Genomic DNA, 15,325 nt, shown 5'->3' on the forward strand with positions numbered 1-15,325 from the left:
CTTTATAAGAGGTGATAGTTGTGAGTAAAAGAATTTTAGTCATTGGAGGAGTTGCTGGAGGAGCTTCAGCTGCAGCAAGAGCAAGAAGAATAGATGAATCAGCAGAGATAATAATGTTTGAAAGAGGACCTAATGTATCTTTTTCTAATTGTTCATTACCATTTCACTTAAGTGGCATAGTAGAGAGTAGTGATGATTTAGTTTTAATGTCTCCGGAAAAATTTAAAAAACAATATAATATAGAAGCTAGAGTTAATAGTGAAGTTATTAAGATAAATAGAGAAGAAAAAAAATTAGTGGTAAAGAATTTACAAACTGGAGAAGAATATAAAGAATCCTATGATAAATTAGTATTATCTCCAGGAGCGAATGCTATACTTCCTAGAAGTATAAAAGGAATAAATGGAGACAATGTATTTACTGTAAGAAATGTAGTAGACATTAAAAAACTAAATTCTTATATTGTTAAAAATAATATAGCAGATATAGCTGTAGTAGGTGGAGGATTTATAGGAGTAGAAGTTGCAGAAAATTTACATTTAGCAGGTAAAAATGTAAGTTTAATTGAAGCACAGGATCAAATAATGGCTCCATTTGATTATGATATGGCACAAATTCTTCATAAAGAAATGATGGATAAAGGTGTTAATTTAATATTAAGTGATGGAGTACAACAAATAAATGAAGATTCAGTGGAATTACAATCTGGAAAAAAAGTAGATGCAAAAGCAGTAGTTATGGCAATAGGTGTTGCTCCTGAAACAAGTTTAGCAAAGGATGCTGGAATAGAAATAGGAGAAACTGGTGCTATAAAAGTAGATCATAATTATTTGACTAATGATAAAGATATATATGCAGTAGGAGATGCTATAGAAGTTTATAATAGATTAACACATAAAAAATCAAGACTTGCACTTGCTGGTCCAGCACAAAGACAGGCTAGAGCAGCAGCAGATCATATGTATGGAAAAGCACATAGAAACAATGGAGTAATAGGTTCATCAGTAGTTCAAGTATTTGATTTAGGTGCAGCATCTACTGGGTTAAATGAAAAGGTTGCAAAATCAGAAGGTATAAACTATGACATAGTATATGTTATACCAGGAGATAAGGTAGGGCTAATGCCTGAAAGTAATCCAATGCACTTTAAATTACTATATGAATATCCAACAGGAAGGATTTTAGGAGCACAAGCTATAGGAAAAGGAAATGTAGATAAGAGAATAGATGTTATTGCTACAATGATTCTAATGGGTGGTAATTTAGAAGATTTAAAAGAATTAGAATTATGCTATGCACCATTGTTTGGAACAGCAAAGGATGTAGTAAATCATGCAGCATTAGTAGGATTAAATTTATTAAACGGTCAATTTGAACAAGTGCCTGTAACTAAGGTTAGAGAATTAGTAGAAAATAATGAATTCATAATAGATGTTAGAGAAGAAGATGAATTTACAGAAGGACATCTTAAGAATGCAGTAAATATACCATTAAGTCAAATTAGAAATAGATTAGATGAGATACCAAAAGATAAACAAGTATATTTACATTGTCGTTCATCTCAAAGAAGTTATAATGCTTTAATGGCATTAAAAAATATGGGATATGACAATGTGGTAAATATTTCTGGATCTTATTTAGGAATTTGTTGTTATGAATATTTTCAAGATCAAGTAACTGGAAGAGAAAAAATAGTTACAGAATATAATTTTAATTAATAAAGGTATATTATATGAGAAAGAGGCTCAATAGAATAGATATATTAAGTTTAGCATTAGGTTCTATTATTGGATGGGGTTCCTTTACACTTCCAGGGTCAAAATTTCTCCATGAAAGTGGTATCATTAGTACGGCCATCGGATTTATTCTTGGTGGCCTTGCTATTGTTTTTATACAAAAAGGATATCATATTATGATGGAAAAAAATGATGAAGATGGTGGAGAATTTTCATATACTTATAATAATATGGGTAAAGCTAACGGATTTATAGTTGGATGGTCTTTAACTTTATGCTATATAAGTATGGTACCTCTCAATGCTACAGCATTTGTACTAGTAATTAAAAAATTATTTGGAACAAGTGTAGAATTTTTATACCTTTATGAAATAGCAGGTTATCCTGTGTATTTGTCAGAAATATTAATATCTAGTTTTATAATTATTTTATTTGCTTTTATAAATATTAAAGGATTACGAGCAAGTTCAAGAGTTCAAAATACAATGATTTTATTGTTAGTATTAAATGTTATTATTGTATTTAGTGTAATGATTATAAAAATTGATCACAATTTAATATTAGAGAACTATATAATAAATTATAAATTTAGCATGAGTGAGGTTGCTAAGATTTTAGCTATTGTTCCATTTTTATTTGTAGGGTTTGATGTTATCCCACAGGTATCAACAGATTTAAATTTTGAACGCACAAAAGCTACTAAAATAGCTATAATTGCTATATTTACAGGAGTACTTTTTTATAATTTATTAAATATAACCACAGGATTAGTATATACTTCTGAAAAAGCTTTGCTAGAAGAATGGGCTTTAGGTTCTGCTGTATTAGATAATATAGGTAATATAGGGTTTTTATTATTAGTTATTTCTCTAATGGGAGCAGTAACAGGAGGTATAAACGGATTTATGCTAAGTAGTAGTAAGTTGATAGGAGCTCTTTCTAAATATAAACTTATACCTGATAAATTTAATATAAGAAATAAAAATGGAGTATTTGAAAAGTCTATTAAGTTTGTAGCTATTGTAAGTTTAATTGCTCCTTGGCTAGGTCGGGAAGTAATAATATATATAGTAGATATGTCTTCCTTATTAGCTGCTATAGCATATTTTTATGTATGTTATATAGGGTATAAAACTACAATAGGTATTGACAGAGCATTATCAATAATAGGAGCATTAATTAGTTTAACTTTTATGGGATTATTAATAATACCTGGTTCTCCAGGGAAGTTGAGTAATCCATCTATAATAATAATGGTATTATGGATGGGAATTGGATTTTTCTATTATAAAAAACATTCAACAGAAATGAAATAGGCTGTTTATTAATATATTAATAGATATTTACTTTAAGTAATATATATGATAAAATAATACAAATAAAATATTAAAGTCAATGATTAAGAAAAGTAGTTGAAATAAATTTATTATAGCGAGTCGAAGTTGGTGTGAGTTCGATATAAATTTTTTAATGAATGGTCTTATGAGATACAAGGTGAAATTTTATTAAAGTATCCTTAGTCGGGAATTCCCGTTATAGAAAAAAGATATCGAATAATTTTCTGTATCTGTAAAGAGAGATAGTTTATACTATCTAATTTGGGTGGTACCGCGGAATAAAACCTTTCGTCCCTTTTATAGGAGATGAAGGGTTTTTTTAATACATAAATTTAAGGAGGTGAATGGTATGATTTGAACTTGTGATGGTGATGAATATGATTGGTATAACAAAATAAAATTAAAAGGAGATAATTACAATGAATTTAAGAAAAAATATATTTATAGCTTTATTACTTGCCATAGGATTTATTATGCATCAAATTGTACCAGGCACCCTTGGGAGCATGAAGTTTGATTTAATGTTATCCTTTATATTTGTAGCATTGATGATAAATAAAGATTTTAAAAGTATAATAGTTACAGCATTACTTAGTGGAATAATTACTGCTATGACAACTACTTTTCCAGGTGGTCAAATAGCAAATATAGTAGATAAAATTATAACTTCATTAGCAGTTTATTTCTTAATCCATTTATTAGCTAATGTAAAAATGGGTCAAATAAAAGTTGGAATAATAGCTTTTCTAGGGACAGTTGTAAGTGGAAGTGTGTTTTTATCTACTTCATTATTTTTAGTAGGATTACCTGCACCATTTATGGCATTATTTTTAGCAATAGTAATTCCTACATCAATAACGAATATATTTGTAACAATAACTATATATAATATTGTTAAAATGGCTTTAAAGGTTACAAAATTAGATTTAGCTATGGAAATATAAGTTTTAACATTATACTTATCGGGTATTTTAAGTAAGAGGTGAATATAATGAAAAGAGTTAATATAGAAATTTTTGGCAGAGTACAAGGGGTAGGATTTAGATATTATACTACTCAAGAAGCTAATAAATTAAATATATCTGGTTGGGTGACAAATAGAATTGATGGAAGTGTAGAAATAGATGCTCAAGGTAAAGAAGAAAATATAGAAAAATTTATAGAATGGACTAAATCTGGCCCCTCTCATGCAAGAGTTGATAATATAAATATAAGTGAAAAATCAATAAAAGATTTGAAAGATAATAAATTTAATATTAAATAAAGAAAGCATTGCCTTAGGCAATGCTTTCTTCTTTCTAAAAATAAAAATTATAATCTTTAATTAAAAAATTCTCAATAATTAATTTAAAATAGAGCATAGTATTTTTTATAGCATATTTATATGACATATTTTTATTTAATACTCTTTTAAAAATACCTTCAAATATTACTAAAGTCATATCATTTAATATAATAGCATCTTCACATTTTATATAATTTTCATTTACACAATCAGATAATATAGTCATAGCTCTATCATTTATATTATCTTTTAAAAGCATATTACGAATAGTTGTATTACTACTTAATAATTCTTCTGGGAAAAAATCATAATACTTTTTCATGTAATGTCCTATATTATTATTTAGGTTTGGAAAAAATATAGCATTGTATATTTGAGGCTCACTATAAGCATAAAAACAAAAATATTCCCATACCTTTAAAAATCTATCCATAGAACATTCCTCTTTTTTTAGATAGTTATTTAAACTTCTCGTGTAATTGTTTAAATATTTCATAGCTCCAAAAAAAATTAGATGATCTAGATTTTCAAAATAATTATACATTGTAGCACTATTGTATCCTGCGATTTTTGATACTTTTCTTAAAGAAATATTTGCTATTCCATTTTCTCTTATAAGTTTATTACTTGCATTAATAAAATCTCCCATTACTCTTTTTGTTTGCATTTCTTTATTATTCATAATGCCTCCAAATTTTACTTTTTAATATAAGAATATTTGTTAGTAAATAAAATTATCACAATAAAATAAATTTAAATAAAAAAGTAATATATTTTTATTTTGACTAATATAAATTATTAACAAATATAATCATGATTATAAAAAAAGAGGTGAAGATGTGAAGTTAGAAATTGGTAATTTTAATGTTAAAGATGTTGTATTTGGAAATAAAACTAATTTTAAAGATGGAATACTTACAATTAGCAAAGATGAAGCTATTAGATTCATAAAAAAAGATGAACACATTACAGCTGTAGATCTAGAAATTGCAAAACCAGGTGATAACACAAAGATAGTTCCAATCAAGGAAGCAGTAGAACCAAGAATACGGCCAGATGGTAGAACAATCTTTCCTGGAGTAACAGGAGGAGTAGAGATGGCTGGAAGTGGTAGAGTACATGCACTAAAGGGATGCAGTGTATTAGGAGTTGGTATGAATTATGGAAGCTTTGGAGATGGACTAGTTGATATGAGCAAAGAAGGAGGAAAATATACTTTATTCTCAGAGTTAATTAATATTTGCATAGTAGCAGATACTGATGAAGAACAAGAAAGATTTGAACAACAAAAAAGAAATACTGCTATTAGAATGGCTACTCATAAATTTGCTGAATACTTAGGCAATACAGTAAAAGAAATGGAACCAGAAGAGATAGAAAACTATGAACTAGGACCTATAGTTAAAAGGTCAGAGAATTTAAACAAACTACCTTCTGTAGTTCTAGTAATGCAACCACAATCACAAATGGAAATAATGGGGTATAATGCTAGAGTTTATGGATGGGACATGAATAAATATATACCAACTTTCATGCATCCAAATGAAATTTTAGATGGTTCTAATATTTCAGGTAGTTTCATGCCTTCATCATCAAAATGGTCAACTTATGACTTGCAAAATTTTCCTACTATAAGAGAGTTGTATAAAGAACATGGTAAAAGTATAAATTTCTTAGGAGTTATAATGTCAAACTTAAATGTATCATTAGAACAGAAAAAGAGATCATCCATATTTGTTGCACAAATGGCTAAGTCATTAGGTGCAGATGGAGCTATAGTTACTGAAGAAGGATATGGAAATCCTGATGCTGACTATATTTTATGTTTAAGAGCTTTAGAAGATGTAGGAGTAAAAACTGTAGGTATAAGCAATGAAGCTACTGGAAGAGATGGTGCTAGTCAACCACTTGTATCATTAGATGAAAAGGCAGATGCATTAGTATCAACAGGCAATGTATCACAATTAATAGAACTTCCACCGGCAGATAAAGTAATAGGGAATTTGAAATCGCTTTCAAGAGATGGTTTATCTGGTGGATGGTCATATGATGAGAATATTGGACCTTCAGTACGAGAAGATGGTTCTATAATCATGGAAAACAATGCAATGTTCTGTGGAGATAGAATTGCAGGTTGGTCAATTAAAACTATGAAAGAATTTTAGGAGGTGTCATCATGAAAAAGGCAATACATTATATTAATCAATTCTTTGCTGGTATTGGTGGAGAAGAAAAAGCAGATTATAAACCAGAAATAAAAGAAGGTCTAGTAGGTCCAGCTCTTGCATTAAATGAATTAATTGATGCTGAAGTAATACATACAGTAATTTGTGGAGACAATTATATATCTTCAAATACAGAAGAGGCTGTGGAAGAAATATTATCTTTCTTAGAGGATAAAGAATTTGATATTTTCATAGCAGGACCAGCTTTTCAAGCAGGGAGATATGGAGTAGCTTGTGGAACTATATGTAAAGCTGTAAAAGAAAAATTTAATGTTCCAGCTTTAACCTCTATGCATATAGAAAATCCCGGAGTAGAAATTTTTAAAAGAGATATTCATATCTTTAAAGGTGGAAAATCTGCTGCTAAGTTAAGAAAAGATATAAAAGTTATGGCTAACTTTGCAAATAAAGTATTAAATAACGAAGAGACAAAATCAGCAGAAGAAGAAGGATTTTTTAAAAGAGGCATAAGAGCACAAGTTTGGTTAGAATCAGGTGAAACTGCAGCTCAAAGAGGTGTAGGAATGTTAATTAAGAAGTTGAATAAGGAACCTTATCAGACAGAGCTTCCTATCCCTAAGAAAGATTTAGTTCCAATAGCAAAACCTATAAAAAATTTATCAAAAGCAAATATTGCTTTAGTAACATCAGGAGGGATAGTACCAGTAGATAATCCAGATAGAATACAGTCAGCTTCTGCAACTCGTTGGGGAAGGTATGATATATCAGAATTAGATAGATTAGAACCTGGAGTATTTAAAACTATACATGCTGGATATGATCCTACAGCTGGTGATTCAGATCCAAATAGAATTGTACCAGTAGATGCAATGAAAAAATATTTAAAAGAAGGAAAAATAGGGAAACTTCATAAATATTTCTATAGTACAGTTGGAACTGGCACTACTCAAGCAGAAGCTAGTAGAATGAGTAAAGAAATGATTCAAAAATTAAAAGAAGATAATGTAGATGGAGTTATATTAACTGCTACCTGAGGTACTTGTACACGTTGCGGTGCAACAATGGTAAGAGAAATTGAAAGGGCAGGAATACCAGTGGTAGAAATGTGCAATTTAATACCAGTAGCAGAATCTGTAGGAGTAAATAAAATAGTACCTACAATATCTATTCCATATCCATTAGGAGATCCTAATACAACTAAAGAAGAACAGTGGAAATTAAGATTTCATAGAGTAGGGATAGCGTTAGATTCTCTTACTATAAACATAGAAGAACCAACAATTTTTAAAGTAGAAATCTAAAAAAATTATGACATATAAAATATAGCTATATTTTATATGTCATAATTAAAAAGGAGATTATTATGGAAAAAAAAGATAATCATGTTTATTTTATTTCATTATTTATAGTTTTAGGATTTTCACTATGGGGTATATTTTCACCTAATTCATTTGGAAATATAGCAAATAATGTATTTTCTTTTTTGACAGAAAAATTTGGTTGGTTTTATTTAATGGCTATGTTTTTATTCGTAGCATTTGTGCTAGTATTAGCATTTAGCAAATATGGAAGGATTAAACTAGGTGATGATGATTCAAAACCAGAATACAGTTACATATCTTGGTTTGCAATGTTATTTTCAGCTGGAATGGGAATTGGACTTGTATTTTGGGGAGTAGCAGAACCTTTAAATCACTTTATTAATCCTATAGGCGTAAGTTCAGGAACTCAAGAAGCAGCAAATTTTTCGATGTTTACATCTTTTATACATTGGGGTGTACATCCATGGGCAAATTATGCTGTTGTAGCTATGCCACTTGCATATATGCAATTTAGAAAGAAAAAGCCAGCATTAATTAGTAGTATTTTTATACCTCTATTAGGAGAAGAGAAGGTAAGAGGACCTATTGGAAAGTTTATAGATATTCTTGCTGTATTTGCTACAGTTGCAGGTGTTGCAACCTCTTTAGGACTAGGAGTTTTACAAATTAATAGTGGATTAAATTATTTATTTGGAGTGCCTATAAACAATTTAATCCAAATAATAATTATAGTAACTGTAACAATTTTATTTATGATATCTGCTATTACAGGCTTAGATAAGGGAATTTTATTCCTATCTAATTCAAATATAACTTTAGCTTCCATACTGATGATTTTAACTCTTATATTAGGACCTACACTTGCTATAATAAATATGTTTACAAATAGTATAGGTGCATTTTTATCTGGTTTTGTTAGAGAAAGTTTTGTTATTAATGCATTTAGTGATAATAGTTGGATAGGTGGATGGAAAATATTTTACTGGGCATGGTGGATTGCATGGGCTCCTTTTGTTGGTTCATTTATAGCACGTATATCAAAGGGAAGAACTATAAAAGAATTTATTTTAGGAGTTTCATTAGTACCCGCACTTGGTTCATTTTTATGGTTTGCAATATTTGGAACAACAGCAATGAATTTAGGAACTGAAGTAGCAACTGAAGCAGTCAAAGTAACCGAGACAGCATTATTTGTAGTGATGGAACATGTACCTTTAGGAAATATAATATCATTTATTACGATATTGCTTCTTTGCACATTTTTTATTACATCTGCAGATTCTGCTACATTTGTATTAGGAATGATGTCTAAAAATGGAAATTTAAATCCACCAACAAATACAAAGGTAATATGGGGAGCTATTCAGTCAATGATGGCATTTGCACTTATGTTTTCTGGAGGATTACAGGCATTACAAACTAGTTCAATAGTAGCTGCTTTTCCATTTGCTATAGTAATGATATTTGGAGCTTTTTCATTTTTAAAAGCTTTGAAAGAGGAAAATATGGATAATATAAGTGACAATAAAATTAAAAATATAAGCTAATAAAAAAAGCATTACTTTTATCTAAAAGTAATGCTTTTTTTTGTTATTTTATCTACTATAGCTAAACTTTTTAAGTTATAACCATTTTCTCTGAGATAAGTTCCTCCTGATTGAAATCCCTTTTCTATAACTATTCCCATGCCTTTAATTGTAGCACCACTTTGATCTATAATATCAATAAGACCTTTCATCGCATTACCTTGTGCTAAAAAGTCATCTATAACTAGTAGATTATCCTCTTTATTAAGATACCTTTTACTTACCATTACATTGTACTCTTTTCTTTTAGTATAAGAATAGACTTTTCCTTTATAAATATCCTCATCTAAATTTAAGCTTTCAGATTTTTTTGCAAAAACTACTGGAACTTTAAAAAACAATGCTGCCATAGCAGCAATTGCAACACCACTTACTTCAATTGTAACAATTTTAGTTATATTTTCATTTTTAAAATAATTATAAAATTCTTTACCTATTTCATACAAGAATTCTGAATCAAGTTGATGATTTAAAAAGCTATCAACCTTAAGAATATTACCTTCTCTTGTTTCACCTTTAGATAGAATCATTTGTTTTAATTTATCCATTTTTTTGTCCTTTCTTCCATAAGTATTTAAAACATACTATAACAAAATTATTTTTAAAAATCAATAAAAATTAAAAAAGCATCGCAAAAGCGATGCTTTAAATATTCAATTTATTAATATACTCTTCTACCATATGCATAGTGTGAACCCCAGTAATTACTATTTAAACTTGCAATAGCAATTCCTCTTGAAGAAGTAGCACTTATAAACATATCATTTCCTAAGTAGATACCTGTATGACTTGGACCAGCTTTATAAGTACCTTCAAATATAAGTAAATCTCCAGGTTTTAAATTATTTCTACTTATTCTAGAACCATTACCAGCTTGACCTACAGAACTACGAGAAAGACTTATACCAAATTTTCTATATACATATTGTGTATAACCTGAACAATCAAAACCTGATGGAGTAGAACCAGCATAACGATAAGGTACTCCTAAGTATTTTTTAGACTCATTTATTATGTTTTGAGTTAATTTATCTCTACTACTATTACTTGTATTATTTTCAGTTGATCCACCACGATTTGGTAATTCACCATTTAATGCTTTATTGATTGTTTTTATAGTATTAGGTCCAGCATATCCATCTACTGCAATATGAGCAGATCTTTGGAAATTCATTACAGCACTTTTAGTACCAGAACCGTAAATACCATCTATACTTGAACTATAATAATTTAATTTATCAAGTGCAGATTGTAATGATTTTACATCTTGCCCTCTAGAATCATATTTTAATACTCTTTTGTAAGTTAAAAGTCCAGTATTATTACTTGGTTTCTCTTCTGGTGCTGGCTTAGAGGGCTTATTATTTCCACTTAAAGTATTTTTTAAGTACTTATAAGAATTAGGACCAAAGTATCCATCTGCACTAATTTTTTGTGATCTTTGAAATTTTATTACAGCACTTCTTGTACCAGGACCAAAAATGCCATCTATACTTGAACTATAATGTCCTAATGATTTAAGTATAGATTGTAATGACTTTACATCTTGTCCTCTAGAACCATATTTTAATACTCTTGTATAGTTAAATAATGAAGTGTTGTTGTTTGTATTAGTATTTGTTGAATTTGAGCTAGAATTTGTTTTATTTATTTTATTAAGTAATGTTTTGGAAGTGTTGGGGCCAAAATAGCCATCAACTTTTAAACCATTTGCTCTTTGAAAATCTTTTACTGCATTTTCTGTAATATATCCGTAATATGTTGTTGTCCCATTATAATTCATATGTCCTAAGTCTTTTAGGTGTTGTTGCAACACTTTAACATCAGTATCACGCATTCCTCTTTTTAAAAGCTGATCTCCTAATTGTGCATTAGCAGGCAATCCCATTGCTAAAACTGCCATAAGTGTTAAAGTTGCTACTGTACTTTTTAAAGCATGTTTTTTTAATGCCAAAACATACGCCTCCTTTAATAGTTTTATATCTTGATTATTATTATATAATATAACAGTAACAAATGAAAGGGTTTTCTGTAATTAAATTGTAATATTTCGAAAAAGTTTTATTTTTAGGCTTTAGATTGTTTCTTTTTGAAGGTTTCTGTAACTAGAAAGATATAATTTTAACAAAGCTTTTCTTATATTTTTCTTAAATATACAATTCATACAAATTGGAGGGATTTATAGTGGATATTATTGAAAGTATTAATGGGTTTTTATGGGGGCCAGTAATGTTAGTTGCATTACTTGGGACAGGTATTCTTTTTACTTTTAGGTTAAAATTTATTCAAGTTACAAAAATTAAGTCAATATTTAAAGAAGTATTTAGTAAGCCAGAAAAGGAAACAGAAGATGTTGGCATGTCAGCTTTTCAATCGCTTTCTACAGCTATAGCAGCACAAGTTGGAACAGGAAACTTAGCAGGAGTTGCAACAGCTATAGCAGCAGGAGGACCTGGAGCTATATTTTGGATGTGGATTAGTGGATTCTTTGGTATGGGAACAATATTTGCAGAAGCAGTTTTAGCTCAAACATACAACAGGAGTATAAATGGAGAATTAGTTGGAGGGCCTGCATATTACTTAAGATATGGCTTGAAAAGCAAATTTTTAGCAGGATTTTTTTCAATTTCAATTATATTTGCCCTTGGATTTATGGGAAGTATGGTACAATCCAATTCTATAGGACTTGCAGTAAATAATGCTTTTCCTATTCCCAAAATAGTTATTGGAATTATAGTAGCAGCTTTAGCAGCATTAATATTATTAGGTGGAGTAAGTCGTATAGCTTCATTTACAGAAAAAGTAGTTCCATTTATGGCGGCTTTATATATATTAGGTGGTATAGTAGTTTTAGCAATTAATTATTCGGAGATATTACCAGCACTTAAAATGATTGTGTGGGGAGCATTTAATCCTCGTGCTGCAACAGGAGGATTTATAGGTGCAACTGTAAAAGAAACTTTAAGATACGGTGTTGCAAGAGGATTATTTTCAAATGAAGCAGGTATGGGTTCAACTCCTCATGCCCATGCAGTAGCTAAAGTAGATCATCCAGTACAACAAGGATATGTTTCTATGTTAGGTGTTATAGTTGATACTGGAATAGTTTGTACTATAACAGCTCTTGTAATATTAACTACTGGTGCATTTGAAACTGGTCTTACAAGTTCTGAATTAACTCAAGAAGGATTTAGATTAGGATTTAGTAATTTTGGTGATTTTGGATTACAATTTATAGCCGTAGCATTATTTTTCTTTGCTTTTTCAACTATAATAGGCTGGTACTTTTTTGGAGAACTTAATATAAAATATTTATTTGGAAAAGGTGGAGTAAAATATTATAGAGCATTAGTTCTTATATGTATAGTGGTGGGAACATTATTAGATGTAGAACTTGTTTGGGCATTAGCAGATATGTTTAACGCTTTAATGGTAATTCCTAACCTTATAGCCCTTGTTGGATTATCAGCATTAGTAGTTAAGGCAGTAAATGAGTTTGATTCAAAAAAGAAAAATAAAAGTCAGAATATAAGTTAATCTAAATAATAATCTGCCTCAATATATTGAGGCAGATTATTATTTTTTAGGATAAACTATATTTTCTTTGCTATATTTTGCAAATCTTTCTTTTTCCTTTGGATTAATAGGACCCTCTTTTTCCCAAGGCCATCCACCAAAATGATTTTTTTCATAATCTCTATAAGCTTCATGTATTTCTTCCATAGATGTCATTACAAAAGGTCCATAATTAACTACTTTTTCTCCAATAGGTTCTCCTTCTAATAGTAGAAGGTAACTATCTTCATCACCATTAGTTACTTTTATTTGTTCATTTCCATTAAGGTTAATGGTCTTTGAGTTTTTTATTTCAGCACCATCAATATATATATTTTCACCTTTGTATAGATATAATTTTCTATTTAAAGTAGGAGAAATCTTTGGAATATCTATACTTGAATTTGGTTCCATATGAATTGTCCAAATGTTTACATTATTATTTTTATCATTTGCCCAAGAATCAGGGTTTGGGTCTAGTGAATTAGTATCTTTATATGAGCCAGATATTACTTTAATATATGCTATATTGCCATTTTCATTTATTTCCTTAACTATAGGTATGTCTTCATTCCATAACATTTTATAATGTGGTTCTACAAATTTATTTTTACGTGGCAAATTAAGCCATATTTGAAATAATTCCAAGGTGTTTTCTTTATCATCATAAACCAAAGGAAACATTTCAGCATGTTGCATACCTTTACCTGCAGTCATCCATTGTACATCTCCATTGCCATATCTTCCAGTTAAGCCTGCTGAATCAGAATGATCAACAAACCCTTTTAGAACTATTGTAATAGTTTCAAAACCCCTATGGGGATGTACGGGAAATCCAGGAACATCTTTTCCATAATACATTTTAAAAGGACTGTTAAAATCGAAATCTTCACCTAAATTTTTATGTTTTAACTCTTCTTTTTGTACTCCCATTTTACCATTACCTTTAGGATAATTATCTAAATGATGCATTCTTATAATAAAGGGATCACCTACTTCATCTCTAAAACTAAAATCTTTGATATCCAATATTTTTTGACCCATATTTATCCCCTTTCCATATTTAAAGTTCTCATATATATTTTATACCTTATACATATTATTTAAAACAATATAATAAGGGTAACATATTAAATATGAATAAAACAAATTGGGGTGGTTATATGGAAAGACAATTTAATTACGATATAATGAAGGTTATTAAGGAGAGATGGTCTCCTAGAGAATTTAGTAATGAAAAAGTACCACTTGAAGATTTAAAAGCTATCTTTGAAGCTGCTAGATATGCACCATCTTGTTTTAATGAGCAACCATGGAGATATATTGTAGCTTATAAGGATGATGATGTAGAAATATTAAGGGGATTATTAATGAAAGGAAATAGTTGGGCAAAAAAAGCACCTGTACTTGCAATTGCAATTTCTACAAATACATTTAAACGTAACAATAAAAAAAATAATTATAATAAATTTGATACAGGTACTTCATGGGGATTTTTATCTTTAGAAGCTAAAAAAAGAGGATATGATACTCATGGAATGGCTGGTTTTAGTAAAAAGAAAGCACGTGAGATACTAAATATACCTGAAGACTGTGATATAATTGCTATGATAGCAATAGGAAAAAGAATTAAAAGTGGAAATGAAAAACCTAATACTAGAAAATCTTTAGAAGAAGTTATGATAGATATTAATTTCTTTAAAGAGAGAAATTAAAATACTTAAATATCATATTTTATAAATAATAGAAAACTCCTATTTAGGAGTTTTTTTTATGAAAAATGTTGACAATTAATAATAATAAAGATAAAATATATTTCGTATACTAAATATTGCTATGCGAAATAGTTTTGAAAATGAGGTGTATTAATGAAAAATAATGGAATAAGTATAGTTAAATTATTAAAAAATGTAATGGATACTATGAAACGTAATATAGAAGATGAATTTAAAGAAATGAATTTGACAGGACCACAAGGTATGCTTATAGGAATATTAAGCAAATATGAAGAGATGAAAATAAGTGATATAAGTCAAAAAATGGGACTTTCAAATAGTACAGTTTCAGGAATAGTAGATAGGATGGAAAAACAAGGATATATTGAAAGAATCAGAAGTAAAGAGGATAGAAGAGTTGTTCATGTAAAGATAACTCCTTCTTTTAAAAAGAAATCTAAAAATCATTTTTCTAAAGTTGAAAATAAAATAGATGATATTATAAAAAATGGTACAAAAGAAGAAATTGAAAAAATATATGAAGGACTTGAAACCTTAAAAAAAGTATTAGATAGAAATGAAAAAAAGTAAGGGGTTGAAATA

General features: G+C 29.0%; 14 protein-coding genes and 1 other annotated feature. Of the genes, 10 read left to right on the plus strand and 4 right to left on the minus strand.

The window, feature by feature from the left end; genetic code table 11:
* Positions 1 to 20 precede the first annotated feature (20 nt).
* The 4 genes from E0D94_RS05410 (at position 21) to E0D94_RS05425 (ending at position 4,337) form a co-directional block, all read left to right on the plus strand.
* Positions 21 to 1,718, plus strand: a complete 1,698-nt coding sequence (locus tag E0D94_RS05410; RefSeq protein ID WP_130806265.1) for an FAD-dependent oxidoreductase — start codon at positions 21 to 23, stop codon at positions 1,716 to 1,718.
* A 14-nt stretch (positions 1,719 to 1,732) separates the two neighbouring features.
* Positions 1,733 to 3,052: an APC family permease gene (locus E0D94_RS05415; RefSeq protein WP_130806266.1), complete on the plus strand. Its 1,320-nt coding sequence runs from the start codon at positions 1,733 to 1,735 to the stop codon at positions 3,050 to 3,052.
* A gap of 70 nt (positions 3,053 to 3,122) precedes the next feature.
* Positions 3,123 to 3,372: a binding site (T-box leader), on the plus strand.
* A gap of 120 nt (positions 3,373 to 3,492) precedes the next feature.
* The gene (locus tag E0D94_RS05420; protein WP_130806267.1) at positions 3,493 to 4,017 is read left to right on the plus strand and encodes a tryptophan transporter; all 525 of its coding nucleotides are present in this window, start codon (positions 3,493 to 3,495) and stop codon (positions 4,015 to 4,017) included.
* A gap of 47 nt (positions 4,018 to 4,064) precedes the next feature.
* Positions 4,065 to 4,337, plus strand: coding sequence for an acylphosphatase (locus E0D94_RS05425; protein ID WP_130806268.1), 273 nt, complete (start codon positions 4,065 to 4,067; stop codon positions 4,335 to 4,337).
* Positions 4,338 to 4,371: 34 nt separating this feature from the next.
* Here the strand turns inward: E0D94_RS05425 and E0D94_RS05430 are convergent, their stop codons facing one another.
* The gene (locus E0D94_RS05430) at positions 4,372 to 5,040 is read right to left on the minus strand and encodes a TetR/AcrR family transcriptional regulator (RefSeq protein WP_130806269.1); all 669 of its coding nucleotides are present in this window, start codon (positions 5,038 to 5,040) and stop codon (positions 4,372 to 4,374) included.
* A 157-nt stretch (positions 5,041 to 5,197) separates the two neighbouring features.
* Between E0D94_RS05430 and E0D94_RS05435 the strand changes: the two genes are divergently transcribed.
* Genes E0D94_RS05435 through E0D94_RS05445 form a run of 3 tightly spaced genes read left to right on the plus strand, consistent with a single transcriptional unit; the run spans position 5,198 to position 9,413 of the window.
* On the plus strand, positions 5,198 to 6,523 hold the full coding sequence (locus E0D94_RS05435; RefSeq protein ID WP_130806270.1) for a glycine/sarcosine/betaine reductase component B subunit: 1,326 nt from the start codon (positions 5,198 to 5,200) through the stop codon (positions 6,521 to 6,523).
* Positions 6,524 to 6,534: 11 nt separating this feature from the next.
* The gene (grdH, locus tag E0D94_RS05440) at positions 6,535 to 7,845 is read left to right on the plus strand and encodes a betaine reductase selenoprotein B (RefSeq protein ID WP_130806271.1); all 1,311 of its coding nucleotides are present in this window, start codon (positions 6,535 to 6,537) and stop codon (positions 7,843 to 7,845) included.
* A gap of 56 nt (positions 7,846 to 7,901) precedes the next feature.
* A complete protein-coding gene (locus E0D94_RS05445; protein WP_423213400.1) occupies positions 7,902 to 9,413 on the plus strand; it encodes a glycine betaine uptake BCCT transporter in 1,512 nt (503 codons plus the stop codon).
* A 17-nt stretch (positions 9,414 to 9,430) separates the two neighbouring features.
* On the opposite strand, the gene E0D94_RS05450 is transcribed toward E0D94_RS05445, so the two are convergent.
* Together E0D94_RS05450 and E0D94_RS05455 are read right to left on the minus strand one after the other, a co-directional pair.
* On the minus strand, positions 9,431 to 10,000 hold the full coding sequence (locus E0D94_RS05450; RefSeq protein ID WP_130806273.1) for a xanthine phosphoribosyltransferase: 570 nt from the start codon (positions 9,998 to 10,000) through the stop codon (positions 9,431 to 9,433).
* A 113-nt stretch (positions 10,001 to 10,113) separates the two neighbouring features.
* Positions 10,114 to 11,406, minus strand: a complete 1,293-nt coding sequence (locus E0D94_RS05455; RefSeq protein WP_130806274.1) for a C40 family peptidase — start codon at positions 11,404 to 11,406, stop codon at positions 10,114 to 10,116.
* Positions 11,407 to 11,681: 275 nt separating this feature from the next.
* Here E0D94_RS05455 and E0D94_RS05460 point away from each other — a divergent pair, with 275 nt between their 5' ends.
* The gene (locus E0D94_RS05460; RefSeq protein ID WP_130807356.1) at positions 11,682 to 12,989 is read left to right on the plus strand and encodes an alanine/glycine:cation symporter family protein; all 1,308 of its coding nucleotides are present in this window, start codon (positions 11,682 to 11,684) and stop codon (positions 12,987 to 12,989) included.
* Between the two features lie 39 nt (positions 12,990 to 13,028).
* Here E0D94_RS05460 and E0D94_RS05465 read toward each other — a convergent pair whose 3' ends face one another.
* Positions 13,029 to 14,051, minus strand: a complete 1,023-nt coding sequence (locus tag E0D94_RS05465) for a pirin family protein (RefSeq protein ID WP_130806275.1) — start codon at positions 14,049 to 14,051, stop codon at positions 13,029 to 13,031.
* Positions 14,052 to 14,170: 119 nt separating this feature from the next.
* Between E0D94_RS05465 and E0D94_RS05470 the strand changes: the two genes are divergently transcribed.
* The gene (locus E0D94_RS05470) at positions 14,171 to 14,722 is read left to right on the plus strand and encodes a nitroreductase family protein (protein WP_130806276.1); all 552 of its coding nucleotides are present in this window, start codon (positions 14,171 to 14,173) and stop codon (positions 14,720 to 14,722) included.
* 153 nt (positions 14,723 to 14,875) lie between these two features.
* Complete coding sequence (locus E0D94_RS05475) at positions 14,876 to 15,313, plus strand: MarR family winged helix-turn-helix transcriptional regulator (RefSeq protein ID WP_130806277.1); 438 nt, start codon at positions 14,876 to 14,878, stop codon at positions 15,311 to 15,313.
* The last annotated feature ends 12 nt before the right edge of the window (positions 15,314 to 15,325 follow it).

Origin of the sequence: Senegalia massiliensis, from assembly GCF_900626135.1 — a bacterium.
GTDB lineage: Bacteria > Bacillota > Clostridia > Tissierellales > SIT17 > Anaeromonas > Anaeromonas massiliensis.